General features: G+C 41.9%; 18 protein-coding genes and 1 pseudogene. 6 read left to right on the top strand and 13 right to left on the bottom strand.

Going from position 1 to position 17,459, the window contains the following annotated elements; genetic code table 11:
* The first annotated feature begins 32 nt into the window (after window positions 1-32).
* Window positions 33-818, top strand: coding sequence for a C39 family peptidase (locus FOF60_RS07765; protein WP_192473598.1), 786 nt, complete (start codon window positions 33-35; stop codon window positions 816-818).
* Between the two features lie 85 nt (window positions 819-903).
* Here FOF60_RS07765 and FOF60_RS07760 read toward each other — a convergent pair whose 3' ends face one another.
* Entirely contained in the window at window positions 904-1,128 is a 225-nt protein-coding gene (locus tag FOF60_RS07760; RefSeq protein WP_192473597.1) for a hypothetical protein, read from the bottom strand.
* Between the two features lie 185 nt (window positions 1,129-1,313).
* Here FOF60_RS07760 and FOF60_RS07755 point away from each other — a divergent pair, with 185 nt between their 5' ends.
* Window positions 1,314-2,195 carry a metallophosphoesterase gene (locus tag FOF60_RS07755; protein WP_192473596.1) on the top strand — a complete coding sequence of 294 codons (882 nt, stop codon included), beginning with the start codon at window positions 1,314-1,316 and terminating at the stop codon, window positions 2,193-2,195.
* On the opposite strand, the gene FOF60_RS07750 is transcribed toward FOF60_RS07755, so the two are convergent.
* Complete coding sequence (locus FOF60_RS07750) at window positions 2,196-4,313, bottom strand: sensor domain-containing protein (RefSeq protein ID WP_192473595.1); 2,118 nt, start codon at window positions 4,311-4,313, stop codon at window positions 2,196-2,198. It lies immediately after the preceding gene.
* A gap of 203 nt (window positions 4,314-4,516) precedes the next feature.
* Between FOF60_RS07750 and FOF60_RS07745 the strand changes: the two genes are divergently transcribed.
* Together FOF60_RS07745 and FOF60_RS07740 are read left to right on the top strand one after the other, a co-directional pair.
* Window positions 4,517-5,014 carry a L,D-transpeptidase family protein gene (locus FOF60_RS07745; RefSeq protein WP_192473594.1) on the top strand — a complete coding sequence of 166 codons (498 nt, stop codon included), beginning with the start codon at window positions 4,517-4,519 and terminating at the stop codon, window positions 5,012-5,014.
* 111 nt (window positions 5,015-5,125) lie between these two features.
* A pseudogene (locus FOF60_RS07740) lies at window positions 5,126-5,597 on the top strand (YkyB family protein).
* Between the two features lie 41 nt (window positions 5,598-5,638).
* On the opposite strand, the gene FOF60_RS07735 reads toward FOF60_RS07740, so the two are convergent.
* Together FOF60_RS07735 and FOF60_RS07730 are read right to left on the bottom strand one after the other, a co-directional pair.
* Window positions 5,639-6,544, bottom strand: a complete 906-nt coding sequence (locus FOF60_RS07735) for a chemotaxis protein (RefSeq protein WP_192473592.1) — start codon at window positions 6,542-6,544, stop codon at window positions 5,639-5,641.
* A gap of 277 nt (window positions 6,545-6,821) precedes the next feature.
* Complete coding sequence (locus FOF60_RS07730) at window positions 6,822-7,295, bottom strand: DinB family protein (protein WP_192473591.1); 474 nt, start codon at window positions 7,293-7,295, stop codon at window positions 6,822-6,824.
* Between the two features lie 140 nt (window positions 7,296-7,435).
* Between FOF60_RS07730 and FOF60_RS07725 the strand changes: the two genes are divergently transcribed.
* Window positions 7,436-8,578 carry an aminotransferase A gene (locus tag FOF60_RS07725; protein ID WP_192473590.1) on the top strand — a complete coding sequence of 381 codons (1,143 nt, stop codon included), beginning with the start codon at window positions 7,436-7,438 and terminating at the stop codon, window positions 8,576-8,578.
* Window positions 8,579-8,616: 38 nt separating this feature from the next.
* Here FOF60_RS07725 and FOF60_RS07720 read toward each other — a convergent pair whose 3' ends face one another.
* On the bottom strand, window positions 8,617-8,793 hold the full coding sequence (locus FOF60_RS07720) for a hypothetical protein (RefSeq protein ID WP_192473589.1): 177 nt from the start codon (window positions 8,791-8,793) through the stop codon (window positions 8,617-8,619).
* 69 nt (window positions 8,794-8,862) lie between these two features.
* Window positions 8,863-9,738: an NAD(P)-dependent oxidoreductase gene (locus tag FOF60_RS07715; protein ID WP_192473588.1), complete on the bottom strand. Its 876-nt coding sequence runs from the start codon at window positions 9,736-9,738 to the stop codon at window positions 8,863-8,865.
* A gap of 269 nt (window positions 9,739-10,007) precedes the next feature.
* Here FOF60_RS07715 and FOF60_RS07710 point away from each other — a divergent pair, with 269 nt between their 5' ends.
* Window positions 10,008-10,673 (top strand): GNAT family N-acetyltransferase, encoded by a 666-nt coding sequence (locus FOF60_RS07710; RefSeq protein WP_192473587.1) that lies wholly within the window; start codon window positions 10,008-10,010, stop codon window positions 10,671-10,673.
* 347 nt (window positions 10,674-11,020) lie between these two features.
* Here FOF60_RS07710 and ptsP read toward each other — a convergent pair whose 3' ends face one another.
* The 7 genes from ptsP to FOF60_RS07675 form a co-directional block, all read right to left on the bottom strand.
* Complete coding sequence (gene ptsP / locus FOF60_RS07705) at window positions 11,021-12,736, bottom strand: phosphoenolpyruvate--protein phosphotransferase (RefSeq protein ID WP_192473586.1); 1,716 nt, start codon at window positions 12,734-12,736, stop codon at window positions 11,021-11,023.
* Window positions 12,736-13,002 carry a phosphocarrier protein HPr gene (locus tag FOF60_RS07700; RefSeq protein WP_167831919.1) on the bottom strand — a complete coding sequence of 89 codons (267 nt, stop codon included), beginning with the start codon at window positions 13,000-13,002 and terminating at the stop codon, window positions 12,736-12,738. The genes ptsP and FOF60_RS07700 overlap by 1 nt, the downstream gene beginning before the upstream one ends.
* A 315-nt stretch (window positions 13,003-13,317) precedes the next feature.
* The gene (locus FOF60_RS07695) at window positions 13,318-14,493 is read right to left on the bottom strand and encodes a hypothetical protein (protein ID WP_192473585.1); all 1,176 of its coding nucleotides are present in this window, start codon (window positions 14,491-14,493) and stop codon (window positions 13,318-13,320) included.
* A gap of 77 nt (window positions 14,494-14,570) precedes the next feature.
* Entirely contained in the window at window positions 14,571-15,767 is a 1,197-nt protein-coding gene (locus FOF60_RS07690; RefSeq protein ID WP_192473584.1) for a DUF58 domain-containing protein, read from the bottom strand.
* A 4-nt stretch (window positions 15,768-15,771) separates the two neighbouring features.
* On the bottom strand, window positions 15,772-16,716 hold the full coding sequence (locus FOF60_RS07685; protein WP_192473583.1) for an AAA family ATPase: 945 nt from the start codon (window positions 16,714-16,716) through the stop codon (window positions 15,772-15,774).
* Window positions 16,717-16,859: 143 nt separating this feature from the next.
* Window positions 16,860-17,033: an aspartyl-phosphate phosphatase Spo0E family protein gene (locus tag FOF60_RS07680; RefSeq protein WP_225650479.1), complete on the bottom strand. Its 174-nt coding sequence runs from the start codon at window positions 17,031-17,033 to the stop codon at window positions 16,860-16,862.
* A gap of 94 nt (window positions 17,034-17,127) precedes the next feature.
* The gene (locus FOF60_RS07675) at window positions 17,128-17,322 is read right to left on the bottom strand and encodes a hypothetical protein (protein ID WP_192473582.1); all 195 of its coding nucleotides are present in this window, start codon (window positions 17,320-17,322) and stop codon (window positions 17,128-17,130) included.
* Window positions 17,323-17,459: the final 137 nt, after the last annotated feature.

Below are 17,459 nucleotides of genomic sequence, written 5' to 3'. Positions count from 1 at the left end.
AAATAAATATAAGCTTATGGAAGGATGATGACATGAAAACGTGGCATTTCATTGGCATTCTTCTTCCATTGCTTGGATGCAGCCACGGCTCGCCCGCCGAAAATGAAGCACAAGTTCAACAAAACAAAAATGAACCCATTATTATGGAAAGTCCTGAGCCAATTCAGGAAATGGCGGTCCCAAACCCTAATCAGAAGCAAGACCAACACCGGCAACGGAAAAGCAAGGCATTACTGAACGTACCCTTGATCAAACAAAATCCAGAATTAAAATACGGTTGTGAAGTGACCAGCCTGGCGATGATGCTGAACTTTGCCGGTGCTGATACAACTAAAATGAAGCTTTTCGAGGAGATACAAAAAGATAATGATCCTCTGAAAAGATCTGCAAATGGAGATATTTTGAGTTGGGGTAATCCAGCTGAAGGTTTTGTTGGAGATATGACCGGTAACCGAGCAGGATATGCGGTCTTCGAAAAACCAATGATTGATTTGATTAATCGTTATTTACCAGGCAGGGCCGTCAATTTGACGGGCAAGGACTTCGAAGCAGTACTTGACCATGTGTCTGCTGGTTATCCAGCAGTTGTATGGACGACCGGCGACTATCGGCTTCCCGATCGCTGGGAATCCTGGACGCATGGCGATGAGGTCATCAAAACGCCACTAGATCTACACGCAGTAGTCCTTGTCGGTTTCAATGAAACAACGGTCTACTTGAACGACCCTCTGTCTGGCCGAAAACAGGTGCCAGTAAACAAGAATCGATTTATAGAAACATGGAAAGCGATGCAATCAAGAGCAGTCAGTTACCGTTAAGTTATGGGATAAGGCTGGATATTATTCCGGCCTTGTCTTTTTATTTATCTCTATTCACAGAATTTTTAAGAATGGGGCATTCGTTCTAATTTTCTCTCCTCTTTTTCAGAAGCGACCTATGAAGCTTTGCAAGCGAATGGACGATTGTCCTCTTCTTATTGAACCCTTTTGCGCTTACACTTTCATCATTAAAGACGGCTACTGCATTCCCCCATGTTCCTAAATGATTAAAACCATACACAAAAACTTTTATTTGCCCATTTTTAGCGGGAATAAAAATCATTTCCATCTTGAGTTCATGATCACCCATCCACAACACCTCAATTCTGCTTAACTACAAAAGGGCTTATTATATTTCCTTTCTCTTCCCTTATGTCGTGTCTTAAAAACACCCAAACTTCAAGATTAGGGACCTTTCCCAAAAATGGCACTTCTATTTTCCATGTATGTTTGCTAGTATAGTAGAGAAAATTCGGAGATAGGTTGGTATTTTTCATGTCTGAACAAATCACTCGGAGGACTTTTATTAAAAGGGCAGTTGGAACCGCATTAACTGCTGCAGGACTCGGCACTGGAGGCTATTTCTATGCCCGTGAAGTCGAACCCCGCATGCTTGATATTACCCGTCATACTATTAAAAATGCGGCGCTGCCATCCGGGTTTGATGGAGTGAGGCTTATTCAATTCAGTGATACCCATATTGGATTCCAGTATACGATGGAACAGCTGAAGCAGTTGATCACCCAAATCAATAAGCTGAATCCTGACCTGATCGTTTTTACAGGAGATTTGATCGATGACCCAAGACACTTTGGTGAAAAAAACAGGCTTATTTCCATATTGAGCCACTTGAATGCGCCTCTCGGAAAGTTTGCCGTATACGGAAACCATGACCATGGCGGCTATGGTTCAGATTTATATAAACAAATCATGGAACAATCAGGTTTCTCTTTATTACTGAACACCTCAGCTAACATCAACCTCCTTGATGGCAGTTCGGTTTGGATAGCCGGAATCGATGATGCTATGCTCGGGAGGCCTGATTTGAACGCGTGTATGGCCAACATACCAAACAACTCATATACCATCCTCTTATCCCATGCACCTGACAAAGCAGAGGAAGCTGCAGAACATCCCATACATTTGCAGCTGAGCGGTCACAGCCACGGAGGACAAATCCAGATTCCATTTTACGGCCCACTGGTCACACCGCCTTTTGCTGAAAAATATGTTGAGGGCTTTTACACTGCAGGCAGCAATAATGATCTGACACTATACGTGAATCGCGGCCTTGGAACGACCAGGCTTCCTTTCAGGTTCTTATCCCAGCCTGAACTTGCGATTTTTACCTTCAAAAGTAAAGAAACAAGCAGCTGATCAGCTGCTTGTTTTTGGTTTCAGGATGAACTTTTCCTCTGCTTCCTCGGCCTTTAATGGTCTGGCAAAAAAGTATCCCTGTGCTTTTTCGCAATCGGCATTTGTCAGGAAATCAACCTGGCTCTGCTCTTCAACACCCTCTGCAATCACTTCCATGCCGAGACTATTGCCCAGGTGGATGATCGTCGTGATAATCGCTGCATCCTTGCCGCTGTACTTGATATCCCTTATAAAGCTCTGGTCAATTTTCAATACATCTATCGGAAACTGTTTCAAATAACTTAGCGAAGAATACCCTGTTCCAAAATCATCTACCGAGATTTTGATTCCCAGGTCCTTCAACCGTTTCAGGATCGGGATTGTCTCTTTTGTATCCTGCATGGCGCCTTCAGTAATTTCAATCTCCAGAAGTGATGGGTCAATACTATGCTTCTCTATCGAGTTCTTGATGACCCGCACTAAATCCAGCTGCATAAATTGCTTGGGAGAAATGTTAATAGCGATCCGGATTGGATTCCCTGTTTTTTTCGTCCATTCCTTGATTTGAAAGCATGCCCTGTCAATAACCCAGTTGCCAATTGGAATGATCAATCCAGTGTCCTCTGCAAGCGGGATGAATTCGGCTGGTGAAATAAAGCCCAGCTCACTGTTATTCCATCGCAGCAATGCTTCGAAGCTGGATATTTCATTGGTAACTAAATTGATTTGCGGCTGATAATAGAGCTCAAGTTCGTTTCGTTCAATCGCTTTTCGCAGATGGGCTTCGAGCGTTATGACATTAACACCGGTTGACTGCATGTCCGATCGATAAAATTGATAATGGGCCTTTCCTTTTTCTTTGACGCTATATAAGGCTTCATCAGCATATTTAATCAATGTTTCTGCATCTTTGCCATCATTCGGAAAAAGGCTGATCCCAATACTTGGTGTGATATAATATTCCTGTGAATTGAAATAAAAAGATTCATTGAACCTGCATAATACTTTTTGCGCAAACTCCCCAGCACCATTTCTGCCTGTCTTTTCGAGGACAATGATGAATTCATCGCCTCCCTGTCTGTAAACAGTACAGTTTTCTTTTTGGATATCAATCAACCGATGTGCTACTTGTTTTAGAATCTGGTCACCAACAAGATGACCTAGCGTATCATTTAAGTACTTGAAACGGTCAATGTCCAAAAACAGTAATGCAAATTCAGCTCTTTGCTTTTTTACATTCTTAACAAGACTATCCAGTTGATCCAAGAGTGCGCGCCTGTTGCGCAAACCTGTCAGCTGGTCATGGAATGCCATGTACTTAATAAGTTCAGTGCTTTTCGCCTGCTCGGAAAGATCTCGGATAATGATATACATACCCTTTATTTCAGAATGGATCACAATGGGAATCGTCTTCATGTGAACCGTAAGGAAATTACCTTTTCGGTGCATGAACCGGCAATCGAGCGATTCCTTAGCATTGCCCATTTTCGTATCGGATAAGACTTCATTAAAAGTCGGCAGATCACTTTCACATATCAAGCCACTGATTTTTTTTGATTTAAGCTGTTTGACAGTATAGCCTGTCAATAATTGAGCGGCCGGGTTGACATCCAATATCTTTCCCTTCAAATCAATTGAAAAGACCGCATCCAGATTATGGTCAATGAGTGAGCGGTACCGTTGCTCGCTATCAATCAATCTATTCTTTTCTTTGAAGTTTTCTGTCATATCCCTAGTGACTGCCACAACATATTGAACTTTCCCGTCAGCTGCCTTGATTGGGGTCAAAAGGGTCTCGCCAAGAACCTGTCTGTCATTCTCCAAGTCTACCTCATCATGGAAAACAACTTCCACTCCCTCTTTCACTGCCTTTATATAATGGTTTTTCAAAGGGTTCAGATGGCCTTGAGGTAAAACCTCGTCCATCGTCCTGCCGATATCGTGTGCAGCCATCCCAGCATGGATCAGTCCGTTCTCATTGGCAAATAAGTAACGGAATTGATTACCCGGTTCGACCTTCATGATAAAAACAAGGTCTTTCACATGTTTAAAGATGATATCTGAAATCATCTGTTCTATTTTTGTCGAAGCAAGATTGCTTTTTAGTTTAGTTATTCTTGATTGCTTGATCTGATTCATCTAACCATCCTCATTCCAGAAGTACAATAGTACCTGGTACATGACTACGAACTAGTTTTATATTCCTATTTTACCTTTATGAATAAGGAAAAACGATACTATTTTTTAAAAATTTACAAAGTTTCGCTAAAAAACGACACTCGATAACCGTGAGGAGCCCTCCTCAAAAAACCGGCATACACTGCATTAGAGGAGGAGATTTTATGTATCATATTGTTAAAAGAGGCGAGACGCTGGCACTGATTGCCGCAAACTATCGCAGGCCGCTTCCACAAATCCTGGCTGCAAACCCTGGCATTATTAGCCCTTCACTTATCTATCCCGGCCAGCGAATCGTCATTCCCGGACTTCCTGACCCGTCTACCATTCCTTACTCGATTTCGGTATCATTAGGCAGCAAAAGGCTTACACTTTTCCGCTCCGGCAAGCTGATAAAATCCTATCCCGTGGGCATCGGGAAAATGCTGACGCAAACTCCCATCGGCGAATATGTCGTTGTAAACAGAGAACCTAACCCTGGTGGCCCATATGGCTCCATGTGGCTGTCGTTATCAAAACTTGGTTATGGCATTCATGGAACAAATAATCCAGCATCGATCGGCAAGGCTGTTTCGAAAGGGTGCATTCGCATGCATAATCAAGATGTACTGGAGCTGGCTCGGCAAGTACCAAATGGAACTAGAGTAACAATCACACGATAATTCTCCATCAAAAGGCTTCTATTTCTCAATCAGCCAAATTAAGGGTATAATGATATTAGATAATGAAAGTCTTATAAACAAATGCCGTAATAATGAAAGGAGCCTATCCCATTGAATAATGAAAGGAACAAGATCCCCTCACTCCGCCCAACGATCGAGAACCTCTCACAAGCAATCTTCACTGTGAACCGTCATGCCAAGACTGCTCCTAATCCGAAGTTTTTATATCAGTTGAAACATGATGCGATTAAAAAAAATGCTTGCTGAAGGCAAAGCTAAAAAAACAGGACTCCATTTTTCAAACAATCCGAGAAACAGCCAGCAGCAATCAGACGTCTTGGTGGTTTGCGGTGAGTACACATTTCACATCCCGCCGACTAAACAGGACTTCGAGCAGCTTCCCCACTTAGGAAAACTCGATCAGTCAGTGAGGAATCCAAGAGCCACCATTTCATTGACCAGCGCGAAAAGGCTATTGTCATCCTACACAGGCCTAAAAGAATCCAACGAAACCGCCGGAGCAGGCAAGACGAGGAAGTATGCCAAACCTGTATTCAAGAAACTGGGAGAACGGTATCCATAAAAGAAAGCTGAGAAGTCAGCTTTCTTTTTGCTTTTTTTGAACTATAAAATCAATTCATCAATTTTCAGCACCAGTTCGCTAATCTCTGGCTTGCTGATCTGTGCATCTGCTCCCACTACACTCCCCTTGTGTCGCAGTTCATTCGTGATCAAAGATGAAAAAATGATTACAGGAAGTTTTTGCAGAACGGAGTGCTCTTTTATTCTCTTTGTAAGATGATGTCCATCCATTTGCGGCATTTCTATGTCTGTGATCACCAGTTGTACTGACTCTGAAAAAACATCGGCATCCACTGCCAGCTGTTCAAGATAGGAGATGGCATCATGGCCATTCTCAAAGAATTCAAGGTACTGGAATCCAGCTTCACTCAAGGTGTCATGAAGCATTTTCCTTAACATTGCAGAGTCTTCCGCAATCACAATCCTTTTCATAGAGCGTTCCCTGGGACCAAGTTTCTTAACATCGCTAATCTTGATTCCAGACTCAGGGTTGATCTCAAGAAGGATTTTTTCAAAGTCCAGGAAAAGTACCATTTCTCCTCCCAGCTTGATGACTCCGATAATTTGGCTCTCTTGACCCTGATACATGTCTGACGGCTTCTCAATTTGGGACCAGGAGATTCGGTGAATTTGCGAAACCGCATGGACATGGAACACTGTCTTAATCTGATTGAATTCCGCAACGATGAACTTATCCAACTGTGGATTTGTTGATTCTTTAAGCCCTAGCGCTGTAGCGACATTGATGACTGGAAGCACTTCGCCCCGCAGCTCCATGATTCCTTCAACAAATGGGTGAGCGTTTGGAATCGCCACTACCGGTACGGGGTTAAGAATTTCTTTCACTTTCATGACATTTATCGCAAATTTATTCTGGCCTATGCCAAATTCGACAATTTCAAGTTCATTCGTGCCTGATTCTAATAATATACTGCTGTCATTCATCATGATCTTCCTTCTTGTTATAGAATTAGTACTATATACCTCTTATCGGCAGGATGATTTAAACTGTTTAGCTTATGAGATTGAATGTGCTATAGTAGTCAAAATGGCAAGCCTGCATGGGAAATATACAGAATCAAACCAAATAAAAAAGCAAACCGAAAGCTCGGTTTGCTTCTCTTATTAACGATTACTGTTTTCCGAATGAACCCTTGCATCCGCAGCTTTATATGCACCGGAAGAAATGGTCAGTTCAAGCAAATTGTATATGAAAAGGTCTTAATCATTTTACTAGTGTCCTGCCTAATACCGCATTTACCTGCTTTTGATGATAAAGGTCGTGCTCGATAAAATCGATGATATATGTACCTGTCGTCATGTGGTGGTCAGAAATTTTGAATGCCACAGCCAATTTTTCATCATCCAATTTATCAAGCATCTTATGGAATTCCACGCGTACGGCAAGCAGTCCATCAAGAATTTCTTCCTTTGTGGCTGTATTTTCTGCATACTCTCTTGCTCGTTCGTTGATAATTTGGAAGTCAGGATAGGAATCCAGTTCCGCTCCTTCTTTGAAATAAGGGAACCTTTCCTTTAGTGAATATTGATCCCAGAAAAGCAGATGCGATACAACCGCTGCTACAGACCATTTCCCCTCCCCCAAAGGCATATTCCACTCAGAGTCTGTTAGTCCTTTCAATGACTCGATCCATCCATCAAATTCTGTATAATGTGCTTTCATTTCTTCCAATTTCAAATAGATCCACTCCTTTTGATTCTTTCAATAATTAATATTCGCTGCCATGTATAAATTTCCTTTTTGTTTAGCAGCCGTTCCTTACACCTTTTGAGTTCATCATGGTAAAATAGTGATATTCAATCGGAGGGATGAAAGAAGTGGAACATTTAATTAACAATCGGGTTAAAAATATCGAAATCTCGGGAATCAGGAAATTCTTTAACATGGTGGCAGATGTGAAAGACATGGTCTCCCTAACTATAGGTCAGCCTGATTTTCCGACACCTGAACATGTCAAGGAAGCTGGCAAGAAAGCAATTGATCAGAACATCACTACATATACACATAACGCTGGTCTGATCCAGCTAAGAATAGCTGCAACTGATTTTTATCGTAAAAAATATAATGTGGATTATTCAGCGGAGCATGAAGCGATTATTACAGTTGGAGCGAGCGAGGCTATTGATATCACTTTCAGGACCATTCTTGAAGAAGGATGTGAAGTGATCATCCCTGGGCCTGTTTATCCGGGATATGAACCAATCATCAAGCTATGCGGTGCCATACCAGTCTATGCGGATATCAGGAATACACAATTCAGGATGACACCAGAGCTGATAGAAAGTTTGATTACTGATAAAACAAGGTGTATCGTCCTTCCATATCCCTCAAACCCTACCGGAGTCAGCTTGAATGAGGAAGAACTGAAGGAAATAGCCCAGCTGCTTAAGGACAAGGATATCTTTGTCCTCGCTGATGAAATATACAGTGAACTTGTTTATGAGCAAAGGCATGTTTCAATTGCCCAATTCATGAAAGAAAAAACCATTGTCATCAACGGACTTTCCAAATCCCACTCGATGACCGGTTGGCGGATAGGCATGCTGTTTGCCCCTGAATATTTAGCCAAGCATATTTTAAAGGTGCATCAATACAATGTAACTTGTGCAACGTCGATTTCGCAAATGGCTGCTTTAGAGGCTTTGACAGCCGGAATTGATGATGCATTGCCAATGAAGCAGGAGTATGCTTCAAGGCGGGATTATGTATTCAACAGACTCCAGTCTATGGGACTTGATGTAATCAAGCCTGAGGGCGCGTTTTACTTCTTCGTCAAAATCCCAGCTTCCAATATTTCATCTTTTGATTTTTGTATGGAACTGGTCAATGAAGCAAAATTGGCAGTGGTTCCAGGGAGTGCATTCTCTGAATTTGGAGAGGGATATTTCCGGCTTTCTTATGCGTACTCAATGGATACGCTAAAAGAAGGGCTTGATCGTTTGGAAAGTTACTTGCAATAAAACTTGGAAAGCCGTTCCTCAGCAGGAACGGCTTTATATTATCCCTTGTATTTTCCGTTATTCTTAGAAGCTTTCTCTTTTTTTGCTTTATCCTTATGGATCTTATTAGTCGCAGCACTGCCAATCTCATGTGAGAACTCAGAATCAATGACTGCAGAATCAAAACCCTTCTTGTTCTTTTGCTGCGGGTCGTTCTTTTTCGTCCTTTTAGCCATAAAAATTCCCCTCCTTTAGGTTATAGTATCTTTACCTGGAGAGGGGTCTATGACTAGCAAATATTATGATTATTTCCAGTACTTATATAGCGCCTGAGTACCGCTGTTTTCTTCGCCTTTTTCCGCTAGTTGTTCATACAGCGACAATGCCAAAGAAAGTCCTGGTACTTCCATATCCATCCGCTTGGCTTCATCGAGGGCGATTTTCATATCCTTGATAAAGTGCTTGATGTAAAAACCAGGCTCGAAATTACCATCAATCATCCTTGGAGCCAGGTTGGAGAGCGACCAGCTGCCTGCTGCTCCCGTTGATATGCTCTTTAATACGGTTTCCGGATCCAGTCCTGCTTTTTCTGCATAAATAATCGCTTCGCAAACACCGATCATATTTGAAGCTATCGCGATTTGGTTGCACATTTTTGTGTGCTGCCCGGCACCTGCCTCTCCCTGGTGAACAATATTTGTTCCAAGGATGTTAAGCAGTGGCTCTACCTTAAGAAAAGCCTCATCATCGCTACCCACCATGATGGCGAGTCTTGCTTCGCGCGCACCAATATCACCGCCAGAAACAGGCGCATCAATTGCATGAATCCCTTTCTCTTTAGCCTTTTCATAAATTTCTTTTGCAAGGGATGGAGTCGACGTGGTCATATCAATTAAATAACTGCCTTGCTTAGCATTGGCGATAAGGCCGTCTTCCCCAAGATAAATTTCTTCCACGTCTGATGGGTAACCGACAATCGTAAAAATGACATCTGCCTTCTGTGCTACGTCACGTGGAGAATCTGACCAGACTGCTCCTTTTTCCAGCAAATCAGCTGCCTTTTCCCTCGTCCTTGTATATACAGTGAGCTGATAGCCCGCACCAAGCAGATGGCCTGCCATACTTTTTCCCATAACGCCTGTTCCAATAAAGCCAATTACCGTATCTTCTTTAGACAGCATATGTACTCCTTCTTCCCCTTTTTGATTTTAGATATTATTTTAACATTTTAAATAGCAAAAGGCCGAGAAATTACTCCTCGGCCTCCAGAACGATCTACCATTTTATGCGCAATGTTAGTATACCCTTCCTGCAACGGTTCTAAACCACCATTAATAGGCTTTCAACTAGAATATTTATTGAGGAAGGCAGCTTTTTTTCGTTCAACAATTTGACCTTCCATTCGCAATCTTTTTATACTGTGCTTATACTATATTTTCGAGGTGCGGATATGTTTTATAAACAGCTTTATGTTTACGACAGCAACAAACCAGTAAAAGCCATTATTAGAAACTACACAGAAAATGATTTTGACCAGTTGATCCAGATTCAAAAGGAAGCCTTTCCGCCTCCGTTTCCTGAAGAACTATTGTGGAATACCGAACAACTGACCAATCATATTAACTTATTTCCGGATGGGGCATTATGCGTAGAAATCGGCGGTAGAATTGTCGGTTCCATAACTGGCTTGATTGTTCAATTAGACAATGGTGACGAAGACCATTCCTGGGCGGATATAACCGATAACGGCTATATACGGAATCATAACCCGGAAGGCAATACTCTTTACATTGTCGATATTTGCATAAGTCCAGCTTACCGCAAGCTTGGGCTTGGAAAATGGATGATGCAATCTATGTATGAGACTGTCGTGCAATCAGGTCTTGAAAGACTTTTGGGAGGCGGCCGGATGCCAGGTTACCACTTACACTCTGCTGACATAACCATTGACCAGTATGTAGGAAAAGTACTACAAGGTGAATTAAAGGATCCAGTCGTTTCCTTTCTGCTGCGCTGCGGCCGTACACCGGTCAGACCTGTAGCAAATTATCTGGAGGACGAAGAATCATTGAATTATGGGATGCTGATGGAATGGAAAAACCCTTTTAAAGCTTAGAAGCTGCCAGTCCGGCAGCTTTTTTTATTCTTTTACCTGGAAACCTGGTTTGAAGTTGCTCCTTCTTTTGACAGCTTTTCCGCTTTCCCTTGCAAACCTGTCTGAAGTTGCTCCTTCTTTTGACAGCTTTTCTGCTTATTCTTTCAAAACTGTCCGAAGTTGCTCTTTCTTATGCACGTGCAGTCACCTGCAGCATAGGTTTTAACACAAAAAAATGCCGGCTGATAAACAGCCGGCCAAATCTGGGGGAAAATGAGAATGATTAGCTTAATTAAAGTCTAACCAAAGTGCTTACTCATTTATACCCGCCCTGTATAGGTTAAAACATTTTTTATATTACAATTATATTACAATGAAATTGCCTGGTTTACTGCTTCAACTACTTCTTCAGTTGTACTCATGTTTAGCACGGTTGAAGCCAGCTTTTCCATATCGGCTTTATTTAAGTTCCTGATCAATGAACGTGCTTTCAGGATTGAAGAGGCACTCATCGAGAACTCATCAAGGCCAAGACCAAGCAGGATTGGAATCGCTGTTTCGTCACCGGCCATTTCACCACACATACCAGCCCACTTGCCTTCTTTATGGGCTGCATCAATGACCATCTTTACAAGTCGAAGGATTGATGGATTGTACGGCTGGTACAAGTAGGATACTTGCTGGTTCATCCTGTCCGCTGCCATTGTGTATTGGATCAAGTCATTTGTTCCGATACTGAAGAAGTCGACTTCCTTCGCAAACTGATCTGCAAGGACCGCAGTAGAAGGAATCTCAACCATGATGCCGAGCTCGATATGGTCAGCAACCTTGACGCCTTCCTGAATCAATTTTGCTTTTTCTTCTTCAAGCATTGCTTTTGCTTCCCTGAACTCGTTCAAAGTAGCGATCATCGGGAACATGACTTTCAGGTTTCCATGAACACTAGCACGCAAAAGAGCACGCAGTTGTGTACGGAAAATATCCACTTCCTCAAGGCACAGGCGGATTGCCCTGAAGCCAAGGAAAGGATTCATTTCTTTCGGCAGATTCAAGTATGGAAGCTCTTTGTCGCCGCCGATGTCCAATGTACGAACAACAACTGGCTTGCCTTCCATGCCTTCAAGCACAGCCTTATAAGCAGTATATTGTTCTTCTTCAGTAGGAAGCTGGTCCCTGTCCATGTATAGGAACTCTGTACGGTAAAGACCTACACCCTCGCCGCCGTTCTCAATTACACCCTTCAAATCCCTAGGTGTACCGATATTCGCAGCAAGTTCAACATGATGGCCATCAGCTGTTACAGACTTTTCGTTAACAAGTTTAGCCCACTCGGCTTTTTGCTTTTCGAAATCTTCCTGTATTTTTTTATAGGCTTCAAGCACTTCAGGAGTTGGGTTGAAATGAACTTCGCCTTTCAATCCATCAACAACAACGATATCCCCGTTGCTGATTTCTTCTGTAGCTGCCTTTGTGCCTACAACAGCTGGAATTTCCATTGATCGAGCCATGATTGCTGAATGGGAAGTACGGCCGCCGATGTTCGTAGTAAATCCTTTTACAAACTGGCGATTCAATTGAGCAGTATCTGAAGGAGTCAAATCTTCCGCCACGATGACTACTTCTTCAGCAATCATGCTAGGGTTAGGAATCTGGATACCCAACAGATGGGCTAATACGCGTTTTGTTACGTCGCGAATATCTGCCGCCCGTTCTTTCATATATTCATTGTCCATGGATTCGAACATGTTGATGAACATATCAGCCGTTTCTTTTAATGCATGCTCTGCATTAACATTTTCTGTTTTGATTTTGTCTTCGATGGGTGAAATCAATTCTGGATCGCTCAATACTAGAAGATGAGCATCAAAAATTGCTGCTTTATCAGCTCCTAAAGCAGTTCCCGCATGATCGCGGATTTTTTCCAGCTCAGCTCTTGCTGTCTGAAGCGCTGACTGAAAACGAGCAATTTCTTCTGCAGGAGCATCTATTGTCGTTTTTTCAAAAGAGAAATCCGGTTCTACCAGCTTATAGGCTTTCGCAATCGCTATGCCGTTTGAAGCGGCAATTCCCTGGAGAAAGCCCATTATTCAGCTAAACCTTCTTTTTTCAAAGTTTCTTCTAGTGTGTTAAGAGCATCTTGCTCGTCGCTTCCTTCAGCGATGATTGTGATTTCTGCTCCTTGGCCGATACCTAATGACATTACACCCATGATTGACTTAAGGTTTACCTTTTTTTCTTTATATTCTAAGTGTACTTCTGAATCGAACTTGCTTGCAGCCTGTACCAGCATCGTAGCAGGACGTGCGTGGATTCCTGTTTCAGCAACGACCTTGAATTGTTTTTGTACCATACTATATCATTCTCCTTTTAATTAGATGATTAAGATGACCATACATGATGCCTTTCCAAACTAAATGGTTCAATTCAGCGAAAGGTCAAAACTCAGGCCTAGCCAAAATGATATTTGTATTTTACCCATTTGTATTGTTCTTTCACACCATATATTGTTTCCAATCATTTCCGCAGAAATTTGGATTGGCATCCCACACAAAAGAATAGCATTTTGCATAGTCATAGACAATGAAAAAACATTGATTTTTAAAGGTTTAGAGCATTTTTTTCAGTAAAACGTTTTCATTTTATCGAAATTGTGACAAAAAGTATTTTATCGCTTGAAAATCTGTTTAAAGCCTTCCTTCAAACTTTTTTTGCTCTCTTCCTTCTTAATTTTTTCCAATGCAATGATTTGCTTTTTGACCTTCTTTATTTCGTCCTTGAACCAGCTGTCGATTTTTTCGTCCAGCTGGTCACCATACCTGACCTTTTCATACGTATGGATCGTCCGTGGATCATATTGAATGCTAAGCCTGTCGAACCATTCTTTGACATCTTCATGGTTAAGCCGGCCCAGTTCCTTTTTATGGGCATATTTTTCAAGCTGAAAGATTTCCTTCCTTATGTGGTTTTCAGGTGCCGCCTTTTGCCTCCTTGTAAACTCACCGCTGTTTGCTGCCCCTTCGATATGGGAGGTGCTTATTAATCCGGCTTCTGCCGCTTCTTCCTCCTTCCGCATGCTGAAAAGACTGGTTTTTTTATAAATGAAATAAAATCCAATGGCAATCAGGACAGCGAATAGAATAGGCCCCCAAAAGTCCGGGTCAAATACCTGCCTGGCCTGTTTAATTGATGCATCATTTTCCATATTAGGCAGGTTTTCAGAAAATACTTTGTTGGCTCTAGCCTGCATATCTGCAGAACCAATCCAGGCAAAAAAGGGATACAACAGCATAGAAAGCGTCCACCCAGCCAATTGCAGTACAAAAAAGAACATCTCTTTTAAAATTCCTCTTCCAAAAGTTAATACCGCAACAAGGAGCAGAATAATCCCAATCAGCTTGGAATAAGTGACTGCAAATCTTTTTTTTGAGGCGAGTTCAACATCAATCCACTTCAGCAAAAACTGCCCTGACAATATAAACAACAGTTGGAAGAGAAGGATGAACACGATTTGAATCAAATATGAGCCACCATTAAAATAAGCAAGCGGCGAAAGAAATACCCCGATCAAAAAGGTGAGGACGAGCCAGACACTTTCTGATTGACTCGTTGAATCCTGGTGGAACTTAAGCACTCTCCAAAAAATGAATATTGCCATAATCCCTATATAAAAGTTCTCAAGATTGCTCAAGCTGCCTGCAGCAAAAAGAAGCGGCATGACTACAAGAAGATACAAAGGCTTTGCCAGACGCGGCTTCAGCTCCAATAAAAGCGTAAAGAGTATGGAGGCTGCAGCGGCTATAATCATAGTTGAAAACAATGGCATTCGTTGTGATGATAGCAAATGAAATACCACCAGAATGAGGCTTACAAAAGTCCACTCTATAAAAAAGCGAAAAAATACATTTAAGACACGGCTATTCATTTGCCCGCAACATCCTTCAAAATAATATTAATCGGCTCCAGTAATGCATGTTCATTATGGGTTTTCAGCTCGAATAACTGGACACCAGCATTGGTCCATTCCTGGATATAGGAATCCGCTCCCCTTGTCCGGATTCCGGCATGTATCATGGTCGGCGCAATCGGCAAATGCCGCTTGTAAAAGAACAGCATTTGTTCATGCGGAATTGTTGGTGAATGAAAATCGGCTATAGCCAGTAAGTCAAGCAGCTTTTGCAGATGATCCTTTCCAGCCCCCAATGGCAGGTAGGTAAATGGTGTAAATCCAGCAGACCTGATATTCATGCAGAGCGAGAAGGGAATATTTCTCCTGTTAAAGAAATAAGCCATTTCAGCTGTACTGCTCATCAAAAATTCCAGCTTGCCTGTCACCGAATAACCATCTGAAATATTGATGAACAATACGGCACCTGCCTCATTAATGCGTTCATATTCCTTCGTCTGCAGGACCATCTTCCTTGCACTTGCTTTCCAATTAATTCTATTGAAGCTGTCTGTCGGCAGATAATCCCTTGTGCCTATTGGTCCCATATTATCTTCAAATAGTGAGAAAAAAGATGGATTCTGTCCTGGCTTAACGGACTTATGCTTATCCAAATTATGCACCGAAATAGTCTGTGGATAGACGAGTGCCTCGATATTGATTACGTCAGAGAACTCAAGAATGGTATCCCCGAAACCAAAGAAATGCGGGATATGGAGCTCCATTTTCCTTATCTTTGATAATCCTCGCTTTTCTGCGGAAAAAGGCACATTGATTTTAATCTTTTCTCGCTGTCCAACCGAGAATGGCAGACTGACATCGACTCTTGACGAATGGATATGATACTCGCCCGAGACAGGGACAACCGCACTATCAAAATAGATCGAGAGATTCCCTTTCATAATTGGAAGACCTTGGTTGTGAAACTGAAGGATCCACTCTCCTTTGTCTCCGATAAAGAAGCGATTCCGTTTACGTTCGTTATCAAAAAATAAACCCTCTCCTATATGCTTCAGATAATAGGAATTTCCTCCAGCGATAAATAGGATCATCAGGCCGACTCCGAACATCAGCCAGGAATTTATGTAAAAGCTGGCGATCAGTAAAAGTATCCCGAGAAAAGCCAATATGGATAGAAAACGGTCCTCAATGACGATTTTTTTCCATTGCATGTGCTTAAACCTCAATTTCAACAGGCAGCGGAATGGATTCCAGCAAATCCTCGACTACTTTTTCGGGTGTCATTGTCAGCGATGCCTCAGCAGAAAAATAAATTCTGTGTCCTAACACGAAGGGAGCCATCTCTTTGACATCATTTGGTACTACATAATCTCGACCCTTAATCAGTGCCCTGCCCTGGGCCGCCTTTACTAATGCAAGGGTCCCCCTCGGACTGATTCCTAATTCGATCGAAGAATGGCTCCTTGTTTTCCGTACGATCTGTAATAGGTAATCTTCAACAACCTCTGTTAACTTCACATTCATGATTTCCTGCTTCAATGACTTGATATCCTCTTCACTGATAACCGGATTGACTTCTTTCGCTGATGTTCCAAACCTATGTTTCTTGATCATTTCCTTCTCTTCAAAAACTTCTGGATACCCGAGGGATAACTTTATAAAGAAGCGATCCATCTGCGCGACCGGAAGCTGGAATGTCCCCTGCTGTGATTCCACAGGATTCTGGGTTGCGATTACGAGGAAAGGGGTTTTCAAGGAAATCGTGTGGCCGTCGATTGTTACCTGATGTTCTTCCATAGCCTCCAGCAGGCTTGACTGGGTTCTAGGAGTTGCACGATTGATTTCATCTGCCAGAAGAATATTGGTGACAATTGGACCTGGTTTTAATTCGAACTCCTGAAGTTTAGGATTAAAAAACTGGATTCCTGTAATATCACTGGGCAAGACATCAGGAGTGAACTGAATCCTGGAGAATTGTCCGCTTATTGCACGTGCAAATGTTTTAGCCAGCAGCGTTTTTCCGGTCCCTGGCACACTCTCCATAAGAATATGGCCATTATTCAAAAGGGCGATCACCATCATCTCTATTTCATCATCTCGCCCGACTACATTTTTACCTATTTCTATTTTTAGCTGCTCTAGTTTATTTGCCAGTTCCATTCATTTTTCCCCCTATTGTGAATGTTCTCTTGGTTACCTTGTAAGGCTTATAAAAAGTTTACCATCAGACAGAAAAAATGTGAATTTTCAACCATTTTTATCCAAATGAAAAGGAGCACCTTTTCCAAGTGCTCCTGAAAGATTTATTTGGTTAAAAAGTACCCTTCTTCCTGAACTACATTTAAAAGCTTATCCAGTTCCTGGCTTGCTGAAATGGTCTGTACGCTTAGAAAACCTGTTTCCTTCGCGGTTGAAATCATTTCTCTTCGTTTGAGTTCGATTTCTTCCATTAGCCTTTCAGGGGACAATGTTTCCATCAGCGATCACCTCATCAGTCTATGTTAATATTTTACTACTATTCCACTAATAGGGATAGTAAATTTTACACTAACAGACCGCTTTTTCTTCTTATTAGCTCCTTGCCTCATCTATATATGTAAAGATGACATCTCCGCCTCTTTGAGCGATTCCCCTGAAATGTTTGAAATCCTCCCTTTTCACCAGAAATTCGCGAAATTCCATGAAATCCTGTTTAGCGACAAAGATTTCCTCTACTTCTTTATTTTTTAGACTTTCCAGCATTCTAATAGCCTGTTCTTTATCCAAGTGAACCACCTCAAGTTTCTTATACTATGACCATTTTATCTTCTGGTGATGAATTTGCAAATTCCTTTGCGATGTTTCTGGACCGATATAAAGGGAATGAAATGATAAATATTATAAATTTTTTCTGGATGGAAATG

This window comes from Mesobacillus jeotgali (assembly GCF_014856545.2).
In the GTDB taxonomy this organism is placed as follows: domain Bacteria; phylum Bacillota; class Bacilli; order Bacillales; family Cytobacillaceae; genus Mesobacillus.
The sequence above is the reverse complement of the archived record's forward strand: the minus strand, read 5'-3'. Positions and strand labels throughout refer to the sequence as shown.

What these genes read in the sequence shown, in the direction of transcription:
- FOF60_RS07765 (WP_192473598.1), top strand. Translation starts at nt 33, where the DNA reads ATGAAAACGTGGCATTTCATTGGCATTCTTCTTCCATTGCTTGGATGC.
- FOF60_RS07760 (WP_192473597.1), bottom strand. Translation starts at nt 1,128, where the DNA reads ATGGGTGATCATGAACTCAAGATGGAAATGATTTTTATTCCCGCTAAA.
- FOF60_RS07755 (WP_192473596.1), top strand. Translation starts at nt 1,314, where the DNA reads ATGTCTGAACAAATCACTCGGAGGACTTTTATTAAAAGGGCAGTTGGA.
- FOF60_RS07750 (WP_192473595.1), bottom strand. Translation starts at nt 4,313, where the DNA reads ATGAATCAGATCAAGCAATCAAGAATAACTAAACTAAAAAGCAATCTT.
- FOF60_RS07745 (WP_192473594.1), top strand. Translation starts at nt 4,517, where the DNA reads ATGTATCATATTGTTAAAAGAGGCGAGACGCTGGCACTGATTGCCGCA.
- FOF60_RS07735 (WP_192473592.1), bottom strand. Translation starts at nt 6,544, where the DNA reads ATGATGAATGACAGCAGTATATTATTAGAATCAGGCACGAATGAACTT.
- FOF60_RS07720 (WP_192473589.1), bottom strand. Translation starts at nt 8,793, where the DNA reads ATGGCTAAAAGGACGAAAAAGAACGACCCGCAGCAAAAGAACAAGAAG.
- FOF60_RS07715 (WP_192473588.1), bottom strand. Translation starts at nt 9,738, where the DNA reads ATGCTGTCTAAAGAAGATACGGTAATTGGCTTTATTGGAACAGGCGTT.
- FOF60_RS07710 (WP_192473587.1), top strand. Translation starts at nt 10,008, where the DNA reads ATGTTTTATAAACAGCTTTATGTTTACGACAGCAACAAACCAGTAAAA.
- ptsP (WP_192473586.1), bottom strand. Translation starts at nt 12,736, where the DNA reads ATGGGCTTTCTCCAGGGAATTGCCGCTTCAAACGGCATAGCGATTGCG.
- FOF60_RS07700 (WP_167831919.1), bottom strand. Translation starts at nt 13,002, where the DNA reads ATGGTACAAAAACAATTCAAGGTCGTTGCTGAAACAGGAATCCACGCA.
- FOF60_RS07690 (WP_192473584.1), bottom strand. Translation starts at nt 15,767, where the DNA reads ATGCAATGGAAAAAAATCGTCATTGAGGACCGTTTTCTATCCATATTG.
- FOF60_RS07685 (WP_192473583.1), bottom strand. Translation starts at nt 16,716, where the DNA reads ATGGAACTGGCAAATAAACTAGAGCAGCTAAAAATAGAAATAGGTAAA.
- FOF60_RS07680 (WP_225650479.1), bottom strand. Translation starts at nt 17,033, where the DNA reads ATGGAAACATTGTCCCCTGAAAGGCTAATGGAAGAAATCGAACTCAAA.